The 15744-nt window shown below is 58.9% G+C and carries 9 protein-coding genes; 7 read left to right on the forward strand and 2 right to left on the reverse strand.

Annotated elements, in window-relative coordinates; translation table 11 throughout:
• Positions 1–70: 70 nt before the first annotated feature.
• On the reverse strand, positions 71–1207 hold the full coding sequence (locus WBG04_RS21520; RefSeq protein ID WP_424316858.1) for a class I SAM-dependent methyltransferase: 1137 nt from the start codon (positions 1205–1207) through the stop codon (positions 71–73).
• Here WBG04_RS21520 and WBG04_RS21525 point away from each other — a divergent pair.
• From WBG04_RS21525 to WBG04_RS21540, 4 genes are all read left to right on the forward strand, one after another.
• Positions 1206–3632, forward strand: coding sequence for a transglycosylase domain-containing protein (locus WBG04_RS21525; RefSeq protein WP_424316860.1), 2427 nt, complete (start codon positions 1206–1208; stop codon positions 3630–3632). The two genes, WBG04_RS21520 and WBG04_RS21525, sit on opposite strands and share 2 nt — an antisense overlap.
• Positions 3633–3679: 47 nt before the next feature.
• A complete protein-coding gene (locus WBG04_RS21530) occupies positions 3680–4804 on the forward strand; it encodes a hypothetical protein (protein WP_424316862.1) in 1125 nt (374 codons plus the stop codon).
• Positions 4801–6201, forward strand: coding sequence for a TonB-dependent receptor (locus tag WBG04_RS21535; RefSeq protein ID WP_424316864.1), 1401 nt, complete (start codon positions 4801–4803; stop codon positions 6199–6201). Before WBG04_RS21530 ends, WBG04_RS21535 begins: the two co-directional genes overlap by 4 nt.
• A gap of 339 nt (positions 6202–6540) precedes the next feature.
• On the forward strand, positions 6541–8490 hold the full coding sequence (locus tag WBG04_RS21540) for a hypothetical protein (RefSeq protein ID WP_424316866.1): 1950 nt from the start codon (positions 6541–6543) through the stop codon (positions 8488–8490).
• Positions 8491–8875: 385 nt separating this feature from the next.
• Here the strand turns inward: WBG04_RS21540 and metH are convergent, their stop codons facing one another.
• Positions 8876–12721 carry a methionine synthase gene (metH, locus tag WBG04_RS21545; RefSeq protein WP_424316868.1) on the reverse strand — a complete coding sequence of 1282 codons (3846 nt, stop codon included), beginning with the start codon at positions 12719–12721 and terminating at the stop codon, positions 8876–8878.
• A gap of 229 nt (positions 12722–12950) precedes the next feature.
• Here metH and WBG04_RS21550 point away from each other — a divergent pair, with 229 nt between their 5' ends.
• The 3 genes from WBG04_RS21550 to WBG04_RS21560 all read left to right on the forward strand — a co-directional run bounded on the left by WBG04_RS21550 (position 12951) and on the right by WBG04_RS21560 (position 15510).
• Positions 12951–14018 carry a response regulator transcription factor gene (locus WBG04_RS21550; RefSeq protein WP_424316870.1) on the forward strand — a complete coding sequence of 356 codons (1068 nt, stop codon included), beginning with the start codon at positions 12951–12953 and terminating at the stop codon, positions 14016–14018.
• A 5-nt stretch (positions 14019–14023) separates the two neighbouring features.
• The gene (locus tag WBG04_RS21555; RefSeq protein ID WP_424316874.1) at positions 14024–14992 is read left to right on the forward strand and encodes a YheT family hydrolase; all 969 of its coding nucleotides are present in this window, start codon (positions 14024–14026) and stop codon (positions 14990–14992) included.
• An 80-nt stretch (positions 14993–15072) separates the two neighbouring features.
• Positions 15073–15510: a superoxide dismutase [Ni] gene (locus WBG04_RS21560; protein ID WP_424316876.1), complete on the forward strand. Its 438-nt coding sequence runs from the start codon at positions 15073–15075 to the stop codon at positions 15508–15510.
• The last annotated feature ends 234 nt before the right edge of the window (positions 15511–15744 follow it).

Raw genomic sequence — 15744 nt, forward strand, 5'->3', positions numbered from 1 at the left:
CGGAGTCGGTTCTCCCAAAGTGATGAGGTGATGGATGAATCTGACTTTGTGGCACGAGGTCGAGCCACCCCTAAAACGCCACCTCAAGCACGTGGAAGCGGCTGCCCATCTGTCCGGGATGGGTGAGGGTCTGGAAGTTTCTCAAAAGCTTCATCGTCGCGGGATCGGTCTGGCCTTCCAGGCTGAGAAGCCAGGGGCGAGAGACTTCTGTCAGGAAACGTGCCTGGTTTTCAAAGCGTAGGGTCGATCCACCGAGCGACTCGACGGCTTCCATCACCGCGCTGAAATCCACGTGGGCGGTGATGTCCTGGGTGCCGGGCAAACTCAGCGGATCTTCGCCGGCTTCGTGGCGGCGAAAGGTGCGGAGCGTTCCCGTGGTGCGGGCCTCGGCATAGTAGTCGTCACGCTCGAATCCATAGTCGATCCACAGCATCCGGCCCTGCTGGATGGTGGCGATGAGCGGCTGCAGGAATTCCACGAAGCCCGGTCGCACCTCGGTGCGATAGCCGGGAGCCCGCAGCGGCAGGGATGCCGTGATCGCCGGCGCGGGGCCGAGATCGCGCCATTCAAAGCTCCCGTCCTCCGAAATCGCCACGCCAAGCTCGTGCCAGCCGTCTTCAGTAGCCTCGACCAGATGGAAGGGCAGGGCGTCGAGGACCTCGTTCGCAAGCAGGTAGCCCGGCAAGGGGGCGAGCGAGGCGGGATCGCCCGTGAGGGTCAGTCGGTCGGCAAACTCCGCGAGTCGCTGGCGCTGGGCGATGGCGAGGCGTTCGAGCGGCTCGAGGATGACATAATTGACTCCGGCGTAGGCGGCGGGGTGGGCGCTCCGCAGTGCACTCAGAATGTCCTCCGCCAGAGTGCCGTCGTGCGCCCCCAATTCCACGATTCTCCAAGCACCGGGCTGGGCGGATTTTTGCCACCAGCTGGCGATGTGGGAGGCCAGAAGACGCCCGAAAAGCGGGCCAGCGGTGACACTGGTGAAGAAATCGCCCGCCTTTCCAACCTGGTCCGCCCGCCCGGCGTAGTAGCCTGCCTGCGGGTCGTAGAGCGCCATTTCCATGAACTTGGGAAAGGGAATGGCACCCGTTTCCCCAATTCTACGGACAATCCGGCTGGCCAAGCCCGCTATTGCCTCGGAAGCGCCTTCCCGGTATTCCCCCTGGGAAACCGCATCGCCCTCCCGGCCTACCTTTTTCTGATTCTCCATGTCGCAATCTCCGAAATCTCCGCGGACCAAGCGGAAGAAGCCTCGCTTCTACAAGCGCAAAGGCTTTTGGCTGACACTCGTGCTGCTCGGCGCGCTGGCGGTAGGCATCGGCTGGGTGGCGGCTGAAAGGTTCACCCGACCCTATCGCGAACGCGCGGAGGAGTACGACCTGAAGCTCATCGACAAGGTCGAGCTGCCAAGCATCATTCTTGGCCGCGATGGCGGAGAAATCGGACGGATCTTCGTTCAGAACCGCAGCGTCATCTCCATCGATGAGGTCCCGGAGAATTTCATCGAAGCTTTGCGCGCGGGGGAAGACAAACGCTTCTTCAAGCACGACGGGGTCGATTTTTTCGGGATCGCCCGGGCGGCCAAGGACTGGTTTTCCGAGGGGGAAGCGGTCTCCGGTGCCTCGACCATCACCCAGCAGCTCGCGCGGGGAGCCTTCGACCTCGAAGGGGATCGCAAGAAGTACGGCGAAAGTAGTATCGAACGGAAGCTCGTCGAGGTCTTCCTCGCGATGCGCATTGAGAAGCGCTATCGCAAGGCCGACATTCTGGAGTTTTATCTCAACCGCATTTATTTCGGCAGCGGCTTCTACGGGATCCGCTCGGCGTCCCTCGGCTACTTTGGGAAGGAGCCGATTGAACTGAGCCAGCTGGAGTGCGCGACGATTGTCGGACTGATCAAGAACCCGACCTGGCTCTCACCATTGAACAGCCCCGAGGCCTGCAAGAATGCCCGCAACATGGTGATCACCCGCATGGCCGGCCTCGACATGGTGACCGAGGCGGAGGCGGCGAGGATGCGCACTTCGCCGATCGATCTGAACCCGAAGCCGCTGCAACGCGGCACGTCTCATCTCTACGAACGGATTGCTGACGAAATCCGTGAACTGTTAGGAAACGAAGCTCTGGCAGCTGGTGGATTCACCATTCGGACCACCATCGATTCGAGAGTCCAGCGTGCCGCCGAGCAGGCCCTGGAGAAGGCCTTGCTCAAGGCGGAGGCCCATCCCGGCTACGTGAATTCGAAGCGCGCGGATTTCAAGAAGACCAAGGACGCGCTTCCCGAGTATCTTCAGGGTGCGGTGTTGATGGTTGATCACCGCAGCGGCGAAGTCATCGCCCACGTGGGTGGTCGTGATTATGCCGACGCGCCTTTCGATGTGATTGAGCTGGGTCGCAGACCACTTGGAACGGCTTTCCATCCGATTCTCTACGCCGCGGCCTTTGAGTCAGGAAAGACACCGGCTGACACGGTCGAGGACGAGGCGATGGACAACCGGGCGGTGATGGTCGGCGGTCGTGAAGGAATTCTCGGTGAGTGGGGGATGGAAACACCCAAGCCGCGCTACGAAGGACAGATCACCTGTCGACGTGCACTTGAAAGTTCGAAAGTGGCGGCGTCGGTTCGGGTGGCCAATGACGTGGGACTCGACAAGGTGGTGGCAACGGCGTCCGCTTTTGGTCTGCCGATGGAGAATGTCGAGCTACTGCCGCGAATCGCCGTTGGCTGGGAGTCGGCTTCGCTGAAGGACATGGTGCGTGCCTATGCAGCCTTCGCGCGAGGTGGCAAGACCGGACCGAAGAAGCAGTGGATCGTCTCCAGCGTGCGGGACGCGGATGATTTGGTGAGGTTCCAGAGACCGGTTATCCAGCCGGAGCGGCAGCAGGCGATCTCGGATGCCACCGCGTTCCAGATCCACAGCATTCTCCAGGGTGGCATGGAGCGAGGAAGTGCGATGGGCGTGCTCGATCAGTTGCAGGAGCGTCCCTTCAGCGGAGCCGGCAAGTCGGGCACGACTCAGGACTTTTCCGACAACTGGTTCCTCGGCTACAATGGACGAATTTCCTGCGGGGTCTGGATTGGCTTTTTGCAGGATGGCAAGACGATCTATGAAGGCGCTTTTGCGAAGGACCTGGCGATGCCGGTGTGGACGGAAACGATGAACGCGGCGGTGGCTTTCAGCGGTCGCGGAGTTCCGCAACCCACGAGCATCGTCGAGGCGCAGGTTTGCCGGGTTTCCGGTCAGCAATCGACGCCCTACTGCTATGAGATGTTCGAGGACCCGGAAACGGGTGTGCCGCGTTCCCGCCCGGCAGCGATCAAGGAATACTTCCGCATGGGCACCGAGAATATCCCCTACTGCACCATTCACTCCGGATCGACTCCGGTCGATCCTGCCGCCGGCGTGATGGATCTCAGCGAGTTGGCGGTGATCGATACCTCTCCGGTCCGTCCCAAGGAACCCACTCTCGTTGGCATTGATCCTTTCCACAGTGTGCAGATCAGCGCGGAGAATGCTCCCAAGACCCGCTTCCGCTCCGGCCAGATCAACGTCCTCGACAGCTTCGATCTGGAGGAAGCGGACCAATCGTTTGACCTTCCGCGACCCCGGCGACTGGAGATTTTGCCGGATTGAGGGGCGAGTTCTTGCCTCAAGTCGGGTTCCTGAGCCATCGTTCGCCCGTGGCTGAACTCTCACAATCGTCGCGGCGCTGGAACGGATTTGTCTGTCCCGATTGTCGTCACGTCTTCCGGGTGGCCAAGGACCACGACGGTCGGGGAATTGTCTGCCCATCATGCCGCCGGATGCTGCGTCTTCCGGGCGATGGGGATGAGATCCCGGATCTGATCATTCCCGGGCTCATGGAGGAAGCCCATCATGAACCAGAAGCTGACGAAGCCGCGGATCAGGATGGCCGGAAGATGAAGCGCCGGCGGGTTCACAAACCCGAGGACATCTTCGATGAGACCTTCGCCAAGAAAGAAGAGGTCAGCTCGAATTTCGTGCGGGGGCTGTTGGGAGCGATTGCCGTCCTCGGTGCCGTGGTCGTGGTGGTGCTGCTGTGGCCCAGCGACAAGAGTCAGATCAAGGATGGCAAGGCACCCGTGCTCACCCGCGCGGCGCAGCCCGAGAAGGATGAACTTGCGATTCAGGCCGAGCGCGAGGTGGTCAGGCCGAAGCTGGTCGAAGACGAGATTCAGCCGGTCTACGAAGCCTTCATGAATGCGGAAAGCCCCGAGGAGATGGCCCGCTGGGTCCGGCATCCCGAGCTCACCTTGCCGAGGATCAAAAAATTCCATGGTGATGACTTCGCCCCCGTCGGCTTCTCCTCGATCAACTGGGGCGACGAACCCACCAGGATCGGCACGGCGATCAAGGCCCGGGTCCAGGATGCCGATTATACCCAACGCGAAATTTATGCGCTCAAGGAGGACGGCTGGAAGATTGATTGGGAGAGCTGGGCCGGATGGTCCGAATTGAGCTGGGAGGAAATCAAGCAGCAACGGCCGGTGGAGCCGGTGCTATTCCGGGTCGTGGTCAGCGATGTCTCTTACTACAACTTCTCGTTCTCGGACGAGTCCGAGTGGTCGAGCTATCGCATTGAATCGCAGGACGGCGAGCAAACGCTCTTCGCTTACGTGCCGCGAGCGAGCGAACTGGATTCGCTGATGAAGTCCCACGAAGGAATCGAGAAACGCCCGATGATTCTCAAAATACGATACCCGGAGGATGCCGTTTCTGACAACCAAGTCGAGGTGGTGGAAATCGTCACCACCGGGTGGCTCGCTCCGGTCGACGCGTCATGAAAACCACTTACGACAAGGTCCTCGAACTCAACCTCAATCCCGAAGCCTACGGCACCTTCGCGGAAATCGGCGCAGGCCAGGAAACCGCCAACTGGTTTTTCCGAGCCTCCGGCACCGCCGGCACGGTCGCGAAGAGCATCTCGGCCTACGACATGACGATGAGCGATGCCATTTATGGCAAGAGCGGTCGCTATGTTTCCCAAGAACGGCTTGGGCAAATGATGGAGCATGAGTTCGGCCTGCTTGTCGAGCGCCTCGCTCCCGAACGTCAGGCCGACACCTGCTTCTTCTCCTTCTGCAATACCGTCCGTGCCCGCGGCTACAAGGACGAGGGCGAATGTCATGGTTGGCTGGGCCTGCGCTTCCAGTTGAAGCCCGGTGACCCGCCTTCGGACATCTTCATCCATGTCCGCTTGCTCGATGAGGAAAACCTCGACCAGATGGAAGCCCTGGGAGTGATCGGTGTGAATTTCATCCACGCCGCCTTCTGCTATCGCGACGAGCTGTCCCGCTTTGCCAAATCGCTGGTCGAGAATCTTGGCCCTGGTCGGGTCGAAGTTGATATGCTGCGCTTCAGCGGCCATGGCTTCGAGTTCTTCGACAATCGCCTATGCGCCCTGCAGCTGGTTGAGTCCGGGCTCACGGACGCGACGATGTTCACGCCGTCCGGTGAGGTGGTGCAGGCGGCGGACGCGCTTTATAAACGTCCCATCCTACTGCTGCGTGGCAGCTTTGATCCGGTGACCAAGCTCCACCTTGAAATGATCGAGCAGGCACGTGTCAGCTTCAACCCGTCCCTCGAGCCGGATCAGATTGATCGCACCCTCGAACTGTGTGAGATCTCGATGACCAACCTCTTGCGCGGAGGGAGCGTCGATCATGTCGACTTCATCGACCGAGCGGATGCCTTGCAGGCTTTGGGAAAAACGGTGCTCGTCTCAAGCTGTGCCGAGTTCCACCGGATCGCCGCCTACCTCAGTCGCTACACCGAACTACCGATTGGTTTCATCCTGAGCATCGGCCTGCTCAACGAACTGTTCAAACCGAAGTGGTCGGCCAATCTTGCGGGGGGACGCCTCGAATCCTTCGGACGCCTGTTCAAGAAAAACGTCTCACTCTTCGTCTATCCTTGGATGAACCGCAAGACCGGTGAGGTGGTGACCTCCGACGGATTCCGGCCACCGGAAGATGCGACGCATCTTTACCGTCACTTCACTGAAAGCCGTCGCATTCGCAGCATTCCCTATCGCGACTTCGATCTACTCCGCTTCACCAGCCGCGACATCCAGAAGATGATCCAGGACGGTGATCCGAAGTGGAAGGAATACGTCCCTGAAGTGGCCCATCGTGCCGCCCAGCACCTTCACGGCCGGGAAGGAAAAAAGAAGAAGGCGTGATGGGTCCGGCTTGACGGTGCACGGCGAAAGGGCGTTCCCGTCCTGTCGAAACAGCGTGTGAGATTGCGCCACCGGTCCTTCTCCAAGCCATCAGCTCAAGTGGTTCCAGAAATTCAATGCCCCACGCTCTCATTGCGACGATGAAGCCGGCTTCTGGGTGTCCCTCAAAATAACGGGGACGAAGGCAGGCAGGCGAAAGACCCAAGCGATTACCGGCTGGCGGCCGCGAGGTCTGAAGCGAGTGCCGAACCAAGCACATCCAGCCAAGATTGGTCGCTTGTCTCGATTTTTCCTTGTCTCCCGTGATCGAACGATCACAACTGGAGTAAAAGTAGAGCTATGAATTTGTTCGGTCCCCGCTTGCTTTCGGCCCTTGTCGCGGCCGCGCCCGTCTCTCTCCACGCTCAGAATATTTTTCTGCTTTCTGAGGAGGATGTTCTCTTGGATTCCGCATTTTCGTGGCACGGCTTGGATGGATTTTATTGGTCGAACGGATTACCTCCCGGGCCACAGATTAATGCTGTAGTAGGTGAGATTGTCGGCCCGGGCGGGGCGGTACTCGATCCACCCAACGGGGAATCGATTCTGGTTTTTCTCGAGGATGCGGTAACAGTCCGCTCGCTCCAAACGCTCGATTTCTTTGATCTATCCAGCAATGGCTTCGATCTCACGGTGAACGAATCGACCGATCTTGCGGGTTTTCTGAGCGTCATGGGGAGCCAGGTGAGTCTTGGGGATTTCACGCAGTATGATCCCTTGACGGGTCGATTGGACGCCGGGACAGGACTGGCGCTGAGCGATGGCGAGGATGGCGATCCCGGAATCCTCGAGTTTAACGGGGCGAACATTGTGATCAACAACACGGCCTTGAATCTATCCGGCCCCAACTTTGTGATCAGGGATCAGATTACCGGCCTCGATGCGCTACGTAATTTCGCTCGGAATGATGGCGTTGTCGTCCTCGACGATGGGGCATCCGTCGTTACACCCGGGAACTTCATCAACGATCAGCAAATTTTCCTCGCAGCAAATCCATCGGTCCGAGTGCCTGTCTTCACGGTTTCGGGAAATCTTCAGAACAATGGTGAAATATGGCTTCAGGGAAATAGCTCATTCAGCGTGGCCGGCGGCTATTCCGGTTCGGGGCAGATTTTCACCAGCGGCTCCAACAACCAAATTTCGGTGGTGGGAGCCTTCATCCAGAGCGGTGGGGACCTTGATGTGGATGACGAGTTCGATGTGACCTCGGATTTGGAGCTGAACGGGAATCTCACCCTGACCGAAGCGGGCGCCGTGGTCAGGGTCGGCGGTGATCTTCGCGGCAACAACAGCCTGACGATCATGAAAGGTGATGGCACTGAGATCGTGGTCACGGGTGACATCCTTCAGACCGGCGGCAAGATCGATACCGGACCAAGCGGAGTGGACGCCTCGATTCTTCGTGCGAGGACGATGACCTATCAGAACAATGCCTGCATATCGGGCGAGGGGAAACTCATCACCGGCAACGTCAACATCAACAATTCCTTCCTCACTCCAGGCAACACACCGGGACAGCTCGAAATCGAAGGGAGTCTCACCATTACCGGCAGCTCGGATCTTGAAATCGAACTCGGGGGAACCGTCCAAGGTGAGACCTATGACCATCTGATCCAAAGCGGGGGAACCACCGGCCTCACGCTTGGTGGAACCCTGACCATCAAGCTCGTTGATGGCTTCGAGTGCGAACTCATGGGAAGCGACACCTTCACGGTGGTGACCAGCGATATGCCGATCAGTGGCGCCTTCATGAATGTGGCCGATGGTGAACGCTTGGAGACCAGCGACGGCCTTGGGACCTTCATCGTCCGCTACGGAACGAACGCAGCCGTTCCGAACGCAGTCGTGCTCTCGGACTTCGTCGCCGCCCCGGTGGCGACAGTCAGCTTCAATGACTGGGCAATTAATCAAGGATTTCTACCCGACACCCTTCCGAACGGTGATGCCGATGGGAACGGGGTGCCCGATATCCTCCAATACTTCAGCGGGGCTTCGTCGGGAGTTTTGCCGAAGCAGACCCTGACCATAGATGAAAGCCAAGGACTGATGGTTTGGACCTTTGGAGTTCCGAAAACGGTGACCGGTATTACTCCGCGAACCATCACCATGAACCAACTCCCGGCATTCGAGATCGTAGAGGGCCCACTTCCCCAACTCGTTGCGACGACGGCAACCAAGAATATCTACCGGGTAGAGGTGCCACTAGCCAGCCCGCGACAGTTCCTCCAATTGGTCGTTGAACTGGACTGACGTTCCACTCGTAAATGGATTGAACTTTCAGAGGAACACCATGGACCGCGGATACCTCGGTGGCCTTGCACTAGTGCATCTGCCGCCGTCATCTGATGGGTAATGCTTGATTTTTGGATTTGTTTTCCGCCACCGCCAAAAGCGTCATTCACGTGGGAATCGTGGTGCTCAATCTCGACACCTGCTTGAGGGCGGTGATTTTTATGGCTCATGGCCCGGCTCCAAGGGTGGTCGGCAGGCACGCAAGCTGTCCATCGAAGCCGCTCTACCCGAAGTCCCCGGATTCGATTCACCGCCATTGCCGATTCGCTAAGAAACCCGGTCGCCGGAAAAGTGACGTGAGGGACTTTTTCATGAAGCCCCAATTACTCGATATCAAGAACGGTCAGGTGGTGTAGCCAAGCCAGGGGCCGAGCCATCTTTCGGCCTCTTCGATGGTCCAACCCTTGCGTTGGGCGTAGTCTTCGATCTGGTCCTTCTGGATCTCGCTGATTGCGAAGTAGTGGCTTTCCGGGTGCGAGAAAAGCAGGCCGGAGACGGCTGCGCCGGGATGCATGGCACAGCTTTCGGTGAGCGTTACGCCGGTTTGCTCCGATGCTTCTAGTAGATCAAAAAGGATCGGCTTTTCGGTATGATCCGGCTGCGAAGGGTAGCCGGGAGCCGGGCGAATGCCACGATAGATCTCCTTGATGAGTTCGGTGTGGTTGAACTCGTTCGGACGTTCATAACCCCACTCGACGCGTGCGCGGTGATGGAGCAGCTCGGCAAAGGCTTCGGCCAGTCGATCGGCGATGGCCTTGATCATGATGCCCTTGTAGGGATCGTTCTCCGCCTTCTCGACCTCATCGGCCCATTCGTGGGCGCCGTGGATGCCAACGACGAAGCCGCCAACGAAGTCCGTGCCCACGGGTGCGACGCAGTCCGAAAGCGCCAGGTGGGGTTTGCCGGTGGTCTTCTCGACCTGTTGGCGCAGGGTGTGGAAGGTGGCGCGCTTTTCTGTCCGGGAGTCGTCGGTCCAGACAACGATGTCGTCGCCATCGGAATTGGCGGGAAAGAAGCCATAGACGCCGCGCGCGGTGAAGCGCTTGTTGGCGATGATGTCCGCGAGCATTTCCTGAGCATCGGCAAAAAGTTCCTGGGCCTGTTCGGCACCTTCCTTGTTGCGGGTTTTGAGGACTTTTGCGTCGCGGTCCCAGACGCCGCGGATTTCCCAGGCGTGGAAAAAGGGAGTCCAGTCGATGTAGTCGGCGAGTTCGCGCAGGGACTGCTTGTCCATGACACGAGTGCCGAGGAATGACGGCTTGGCGGGCGTGTAGGTGCTCCAGTCAAAGGACAGCTTGTTGGCGCGGGCCGCTTCGAGGGAAATGGTCGGCTTGTCCTTCTTGTTGAAGGTGTCGCGCAGCTTCTCATGCTTGGCATTGTTCTCGGCGACGAACTTTTCCTTGCCGTCCTCGGAGAGCAAAGTGGTCGTGACGGGAACCGAGCGCGAAGCATCGAGGACATGAACGATCGGTCCGCTGTAGTGCTGGGCGATTTTCACGGCGGTGTGGGCGGCGGAAGTGGTGGCCCCGCCGATCAGCACCGGCAGCGTCATCTTGCGACGTTCCATTTCCTTGGCGACATGAATCATCTCGTCGAGCGATGGCGTGATCAGCCCGGAAAGTCCGATCACGTCCACCTGCTTGGCGATGGCGGTATCGAGGATCTTGTCGCAGGGAACCATGACGCCCATATCGATGACCTCGAAGCCATTGCAGGCGAGCACCACGCCGACGATGTTCTTGCCGATGTCGTGGACGTCGCCTTTCACCGTGGCCATCAGGACGCGTCCGGCGGTGAGCGTTTTCTCGGCCATGATGCGGAGGTGGGCGTCGTCTTGATTAGGATTGGCTTCGCGGAGAGATTCGATGATACCGAGGATCTTGATCTCCTTTTCCTTGGCCATGAAGGGCTCGAGGTAGGCGACGGACTTCTTCATCACGCGGGCCGATTTCACGACCTGTGGCAGGAACATCTTGCCGGCACCGAAGAGATCGCCGACGACACCCATGCCATCCATCAGCGGGCCTTCGATGACCTTGAGCGGCTTGTCGTACTGCTGTCGTGCTTCTTCCGTGTCCTCGACAATGAAGGTATCGATGCCTCTCAGGAGGGCGTGTTCGAGGCGTTTTTCGACGGGAGCATCGCGCCAGGCGAGATCCTGCACGGCGGCTTCCTTTTTGATGCCCTTGTATTCCTCGGCGAGGTCGAGCAGGCGTTCGGTGGCATCGGGATCGCGGTTGAGCAGCACATCCTCGACGGCCTTCAGAAGCTTGGGATCGATCTCGTCGTAGACCTCGAGCATGCCGGCATTGACGATGCCCATGTCCATCCCGGCCTTGCCGGCGTGGTAGAGGAAGGCGGAGTGCATCGCTTCGCGGACGGGGTTGTTGCCGCGGAAGGAGAAGGACACATTCGAGACGCCGCCGGAGACCTTCGCGCCGGGGAGGTTCTCCTTGATCCACTTGGTCGCGTTGAAAAAGTCGACCGCGTAATTGTTGTGCTCCTCGATGCCGGTGGCGACGGTCAGGATGTTGGGATCGAAAATGATATCCTGGGGATTGAATCCGACTTCATCGACGAGCACGCGATAGGCACGCTCGCAGATGCGGATCTTCTCTTCGTAAGTCGCCGCCTGACCATTCTCATCGAAGGCCATGACCACGGCGGCAGCACCGAATTTTTTGATGACGCGAGCGTTCGACTTGAATGCTTCCTCGCCTTCCTTGAGGGAGATCGAGTTGACGATGCCTTTGCCTTGGAGGCACTTCAGCCCGGCTTCGAGAATTTCCCATTTCGAGGAGTCGACGGTGATTGGCACCTTGGTGATGTCGGGTTCCGACTGCACCAGATTGAGGAAACGGGTCATCATTTCCTTGCCGTCGATGAGTCCGTCATCGAAGCAGATGTCGATCACCGGAGCTCCGTTGTCGACCTGCTGGCGGGCGACGGCGAGGGCGTCTTCGAGTTTGCCCTCCTGGACCAGTTTGCGGAAACGCGGCGAGCCGGCGACGTTGGTGCGCTCGCCGATCATCAGGAAATTCTTGTCCTTGGTGTGGTTGTAGGATTCGGTGCCGGAAAGGCGCAGAAGTTTTTCGTTCTGCGGAATCTTTCGCGGTTCGACGTCGCGCACGCCTCTGGCAATCGCCGCAATGTGCTCGGGGGTGTTGCCACAGCAACCACCGGCGAGGTTGATGAAGCCGGACTGGGCGAAGTCGCCGAGATGGCCGTACATGTCTTCCGGCAGCATCGGGAAGCCGGTCGCAGAAAGGGCATCGGGCATGCCGGCGTTCGGGTAGCAGGAGACGAAGGTTTCGGCGACCTGTGACATCTCTTCGATGAAGGGACGCATCTGATCCGGGCCGAGCGAGCAATTGAGGCCGACGGCGAGCGGTTTGACGTGGGCAACGGCGTTCCAGAGTGCTTCCACTTTCTGGGCGGAGATCATCGTTTCTCCCCCCATGCCGACCGCGGCGGAAATGATGATCGGGAGCTTGAAGCCGTCCTCTTCGAAGACGTCCTGCGCGGCGACCAGGGCGGCCTTGCTGTTGAGCGCATCGAAGATCGTTTCGACCATCAGGATATCGACACCGCCTTCGACCAGCGCGCGGATCTGGCGTTTGTAGTCTTCGTAGACCTGATCGAAGGTCACGCTGCGGAAGCCGGGATCGTTGGCATCGACAGCGGCGTTGTTGAGGCCGACGGTCATCGGGCCGATCGCCCCGGCGACGTAGCGGACGATGCCGGTGTCGTTGGCGACCTGGTCGGCGACGGTGCGCGCGAGTTTCGCCGAGGCGATGTTGATCTCGGCGGCGAGATCCTTCAGAAACGGATCATCGAGGACTTTCTGATAGAACTCGGGGTCCTTGCGGCCGGCACCGGTTTCGCGAGGGTCTTCGACGAAGAACTCGCTCTGGGCAATCGAGGTGCCGGAAAAGGTGTTTGTTTCGAAAATGTCGGAACCGGCTTCGAGGAAGCGTTTGTGGATGTCGGCGATGACGTCCGGGCGGGTCAGCGAGAGGATGTCACCGTTGTTGAGAAGGTCTTTTTCGGTGTCCTTGAAGCGGTCTCCTCGCGCGTCTTTTTCCTCAAGCCCGTAGCCACGGATGGTCGTTCCCATGGCTCCATCGAGCACCAGAATACGTTTCTCCAAGGCTGCAGTCAGTTCGGCGGTGGCGTCGGGGCGCGGCATGCCGGAAATCTAGGAAATCCCCGCCTCTTCGCAAGAGACAAATCATCATATCAGGATTTGTTGATGCGAAATTTTCCATCTTCTTCAAAATGCGCGAATTTCAATGGTTTGAAGGGGGCGTGGGCCATTCCCAGGGCTGGGCATATCTTACCATTGTTCAAAGTGAGAATCGGCGACTACGCTGAGGGAGAAGGTTGGCAACTGATTGGGCTGCTGGCGTTTCAAACTCATGATTGGCCCTAAATACTTCGAACTCGCCCGCGGGCTCTATTCCTCTTCGGACTTTGAGGAAGTGGTGCGCCTGCTGGTCAGCGAGCTCCCCGGGCTAGTGGGGGCGGATGAGGTGCTCGTGACCGAGTGGTCGCCCGATGCCGGTTTGGAGGGAGTTTGGGACCATGGACCGGTTTCCCAGCGCATGAGGGAGCGGATTGGCGAGGTCAACCGGCTGAGTCAGAATCACCCCTTGGCGGCGTTGTTCCGAGACATGGAGAGCGACGGCTTGAGCCTGGTGGTCAGCGAGTGCAGTTCGATCGAGGCTTATTTGGACAGCGAATACGGACAGGGAATCTACGATGGAATCGAGATCTCCGACTTGATGGCGGGCCTCTTGGTTCGGGGGCATTGCCGTCAGGCCTATGTCAGTTGCTATCGCCGGCGCGGTAATTATTCGGCGCAAGAGAAGGAGCTTTTTGATGCGATCCTGCTTTCAATGAGGTCGGTGATGGAGCGGATTGAAGCGCGCAATGTGGAAGCGCGGGTGAGGGAGTTGCAGCTACTGACCAAGAGCGAGTCCCCGATGGCGACTTTTTCGCTCAATGCGAAAGGTGAATTGCTTCCAATGAACCATCCTGCCGTTGGTATTGCCGATAGCAATTGGCCGGAAGAGGATGCGTTCCGTCAATTGGGTGAAGAAGAGATGAAGACGATCATGAAGGCCGCGGTTGGCGCGTGGGATAATCCGGTCAGTCCGAGGTGGGTGGATATGGAGCTCAACCTTGGCCAAGGTCCGGTGAAGGTCCATTTGTTGCCAAGCCTGAATTGCGAAGGGGTCGTCATGTATCCTGTGGGTGGCGAGGAGAATTTTGCAGAAGCGATGAAGGGAGTTCTAACGAAACGACAGCTCGAGATCATGGAATGGATTTCGGAGGGCAAGACGAGTGCTGAGACGGCGATCATTCTGGAGATCAGTCCGCGCACCGTGGAGAAACATCTTGAAGCGGTGTTCCAAAGATTTGGAGTCGAGAACCGGATCACGGCCGTGCGGCGTTACCTGGACTCCAAGGCCGGCATTCCCTGAGTGCGATGAGTATTGCATCGGGCCGGACTGCTCCATGGTGGCTGCCAGGTGGTCACCTGCAGACGATTGTCCCGGCGCTCTGCCGGCGCCGGGAGCGGGTGACCCTCGAGAGCGAGCGGCTTGAGCTGGCCGATGGAGACTTTCTCGATCTCGAATGGCGGCGGGAAGGTGCGAAACGCTTGGCGATCCTGTCGCATGGTTTGGAAGGCGACGCGGGGGCGAGCTACATCCAGGGCATGGCGGGGGTTTTGGTCCGGCGGGGTTGGGACGTGCTGGCATGGAACTACCGCGGCTGCAGCGGGGAGATGAATCGTTTGCCGAGGTTTTACCACAGCGGGGCGACCGAGGATCTGGAGGCGGTGATCGAGCACGCATTCAAGGTGCATCCGGCGAATCGGGTCGATCTGGTGGGCTTCAGCCTTGGAGGGAATCTGACGCTCAAGTATCTGGGTGAACGGGGGGATTCGGCTTCGCCGAGGCTCGGCCGCGCCGTCGCCTTTTCAGTGCCCTGCGATCTGGCCTGCTCGTCGCGGAAGTTGGACACGGCGTTCAATCGCGAGGTTTACATGCGCCGCTTCATCAGGACGCTGGCCGACAAGGTGCGGCGCAAGCATTCGATGTTCCCCGATGCCATGGATCCGTCCGGATTGGATGCCATTCGGACCTTTCGTGAATTCGACGATCGGTATACGGCACCACTTCACGGATTCCGGGATGCGGAGGATTACTGGAAACGTAGTAGTTCGAAAGCCTTCATGGAGGGGATCAGGGTGCCGGCGTTGCTGGTGAATGCAGAAAACGACCCTTTTCTGGGTCCGGGATGTTATCCGAGGGAGCAGGCGGCGCGGAATTCGTTCTTGATGCTGGAGATTCCCAGGAACGGCGGGCATGTCGGCTTTTCGAGGTCGGGCCCGGAGCGGGGTGAGGACTGGATGAATCTGCGGGCAGCCCGATTTTTGAGAAACGGGAACTGAGCGGGATCGATGACGAATTGTGATCGCTGGGTGCTTGCAGGATTCCGAATTGGGGCCAGATTGGGGTCGTTATGAAATCAATGATCCCAACTCTTGCCCTCGCTGCTCTTCTTTCAGCCACCGTCGCGCCGCTTGCCTCGGCTCACTGTCAGGTCCCCTGCGGGATCTTTGACAACAACAATGTGATCCAGTCCATGCACACTGACTACGTGACGATTGAGAAAGCGATGATCCAGATCGCCGAGCTGGAAAAAAATCCGGGAACGAATGCCAACCAATTGGTTCGCTGGGTCAACAACAAGGAGTCCCATGCTCAGGACATTCAGGAAAAGGTGCTCAATTACTTTCTCGCCCAGCGTCTGAAGACGGATGATCCGGAGTATGTCGAGAAGCTGAAGCTCTGCCATGAAGTGATTATCTCGGCCATGAAGTGCAAGCAGACGATCGACACTGCCGAAGTCAAGAAGCTGCACGATCTGCTCCACAGCTTCGAGAAGGCTTTTGGCGAAAAAGAGTAAGCTCCCAGTGATCCGCCGCCGTGGGTGGCGGATTCGGGCCGGTCATTCCTGCTACGAGAAGGTCTGAGGCTTCCAAAGACCAAGAGCTCGCTTGCAGCTGTTGTGGGCGGGTTCCTTGGAAGCAGGATCTTCGTTTTCCAAGGGGGGGCCGCCACGTGGTTTTTTTGCGATTTCGTCAGGGCCTGTAGGCGATCGAGATTCGGTGTCCGGATGCGGGGGGGGGGGGGCATGCGC

Origin of the sequence: Haloferula sp., from assembly GCF_049672945.1 — a bacterium.
Taxonomy (GTDB): Bacteria; Verrucomicrobiota; Verrucomicrobiia; order Verrucomicrobiales; family Akkermansiaceae; genus Haloferula.

Coding starts and splice junctions, on each gene's coding strand:
- WBG04_RS21525 (WP_424316860.1), top strand. CDS start 1,206: ATGTCGCAATCTCCGAAATCTCCGCGGACCAAGCGGAAGAAGCCTCGC.
- WBG04_RS21520 (WP_424316858.1), bottom strand. CDS start 1,207: ATGGAGAATCAGAAAAAGGTAGGCCGGGAGGGCGATGCGGTTTCCCAG.
- WBG04_RS21535 (WP_424316864.1), top strand. CDS start 4,801: ATGAAAACCACTTACGACAAGGTCCTCGAACTCAACCTCAATCCCGAA.
- WBG04_RS21540 (WP_424316866.1), top strand. CDS start 6,541: ATGAATTTGTTCGGTCCCCGCTTGCTTTCGGCCCTTGTCGCGGCCGCG.
- metH (WP_424316868.1), bottom strand. CDS start 12,721: ATGCCGCGCCCCGACGCCACCGCCGAACTGACTGCAGCCTTGGAGAAA.
- WBG04_RS21550 (WP_424316870.1), top strand. CDS start 12,951: ATGATTGGCCCTAAATACTTCGAACTCGCCCGCGGGCTCTATTCCTCT.
- WBG04_RS21555 (WP_424316874.1), top strand. CDS start 14,024: ATGAGTATTGCATCGGGCCGGACTGCTCCATGGTGGCTGCCAGGTGGT.
- WBG04_RS21560 (WP_424316876.1), top strand. CDS start 15,073: ATGATCCCAACTCTTGCCCTCGCTGCTCTTCTTTCAGCCACCGTCGCG.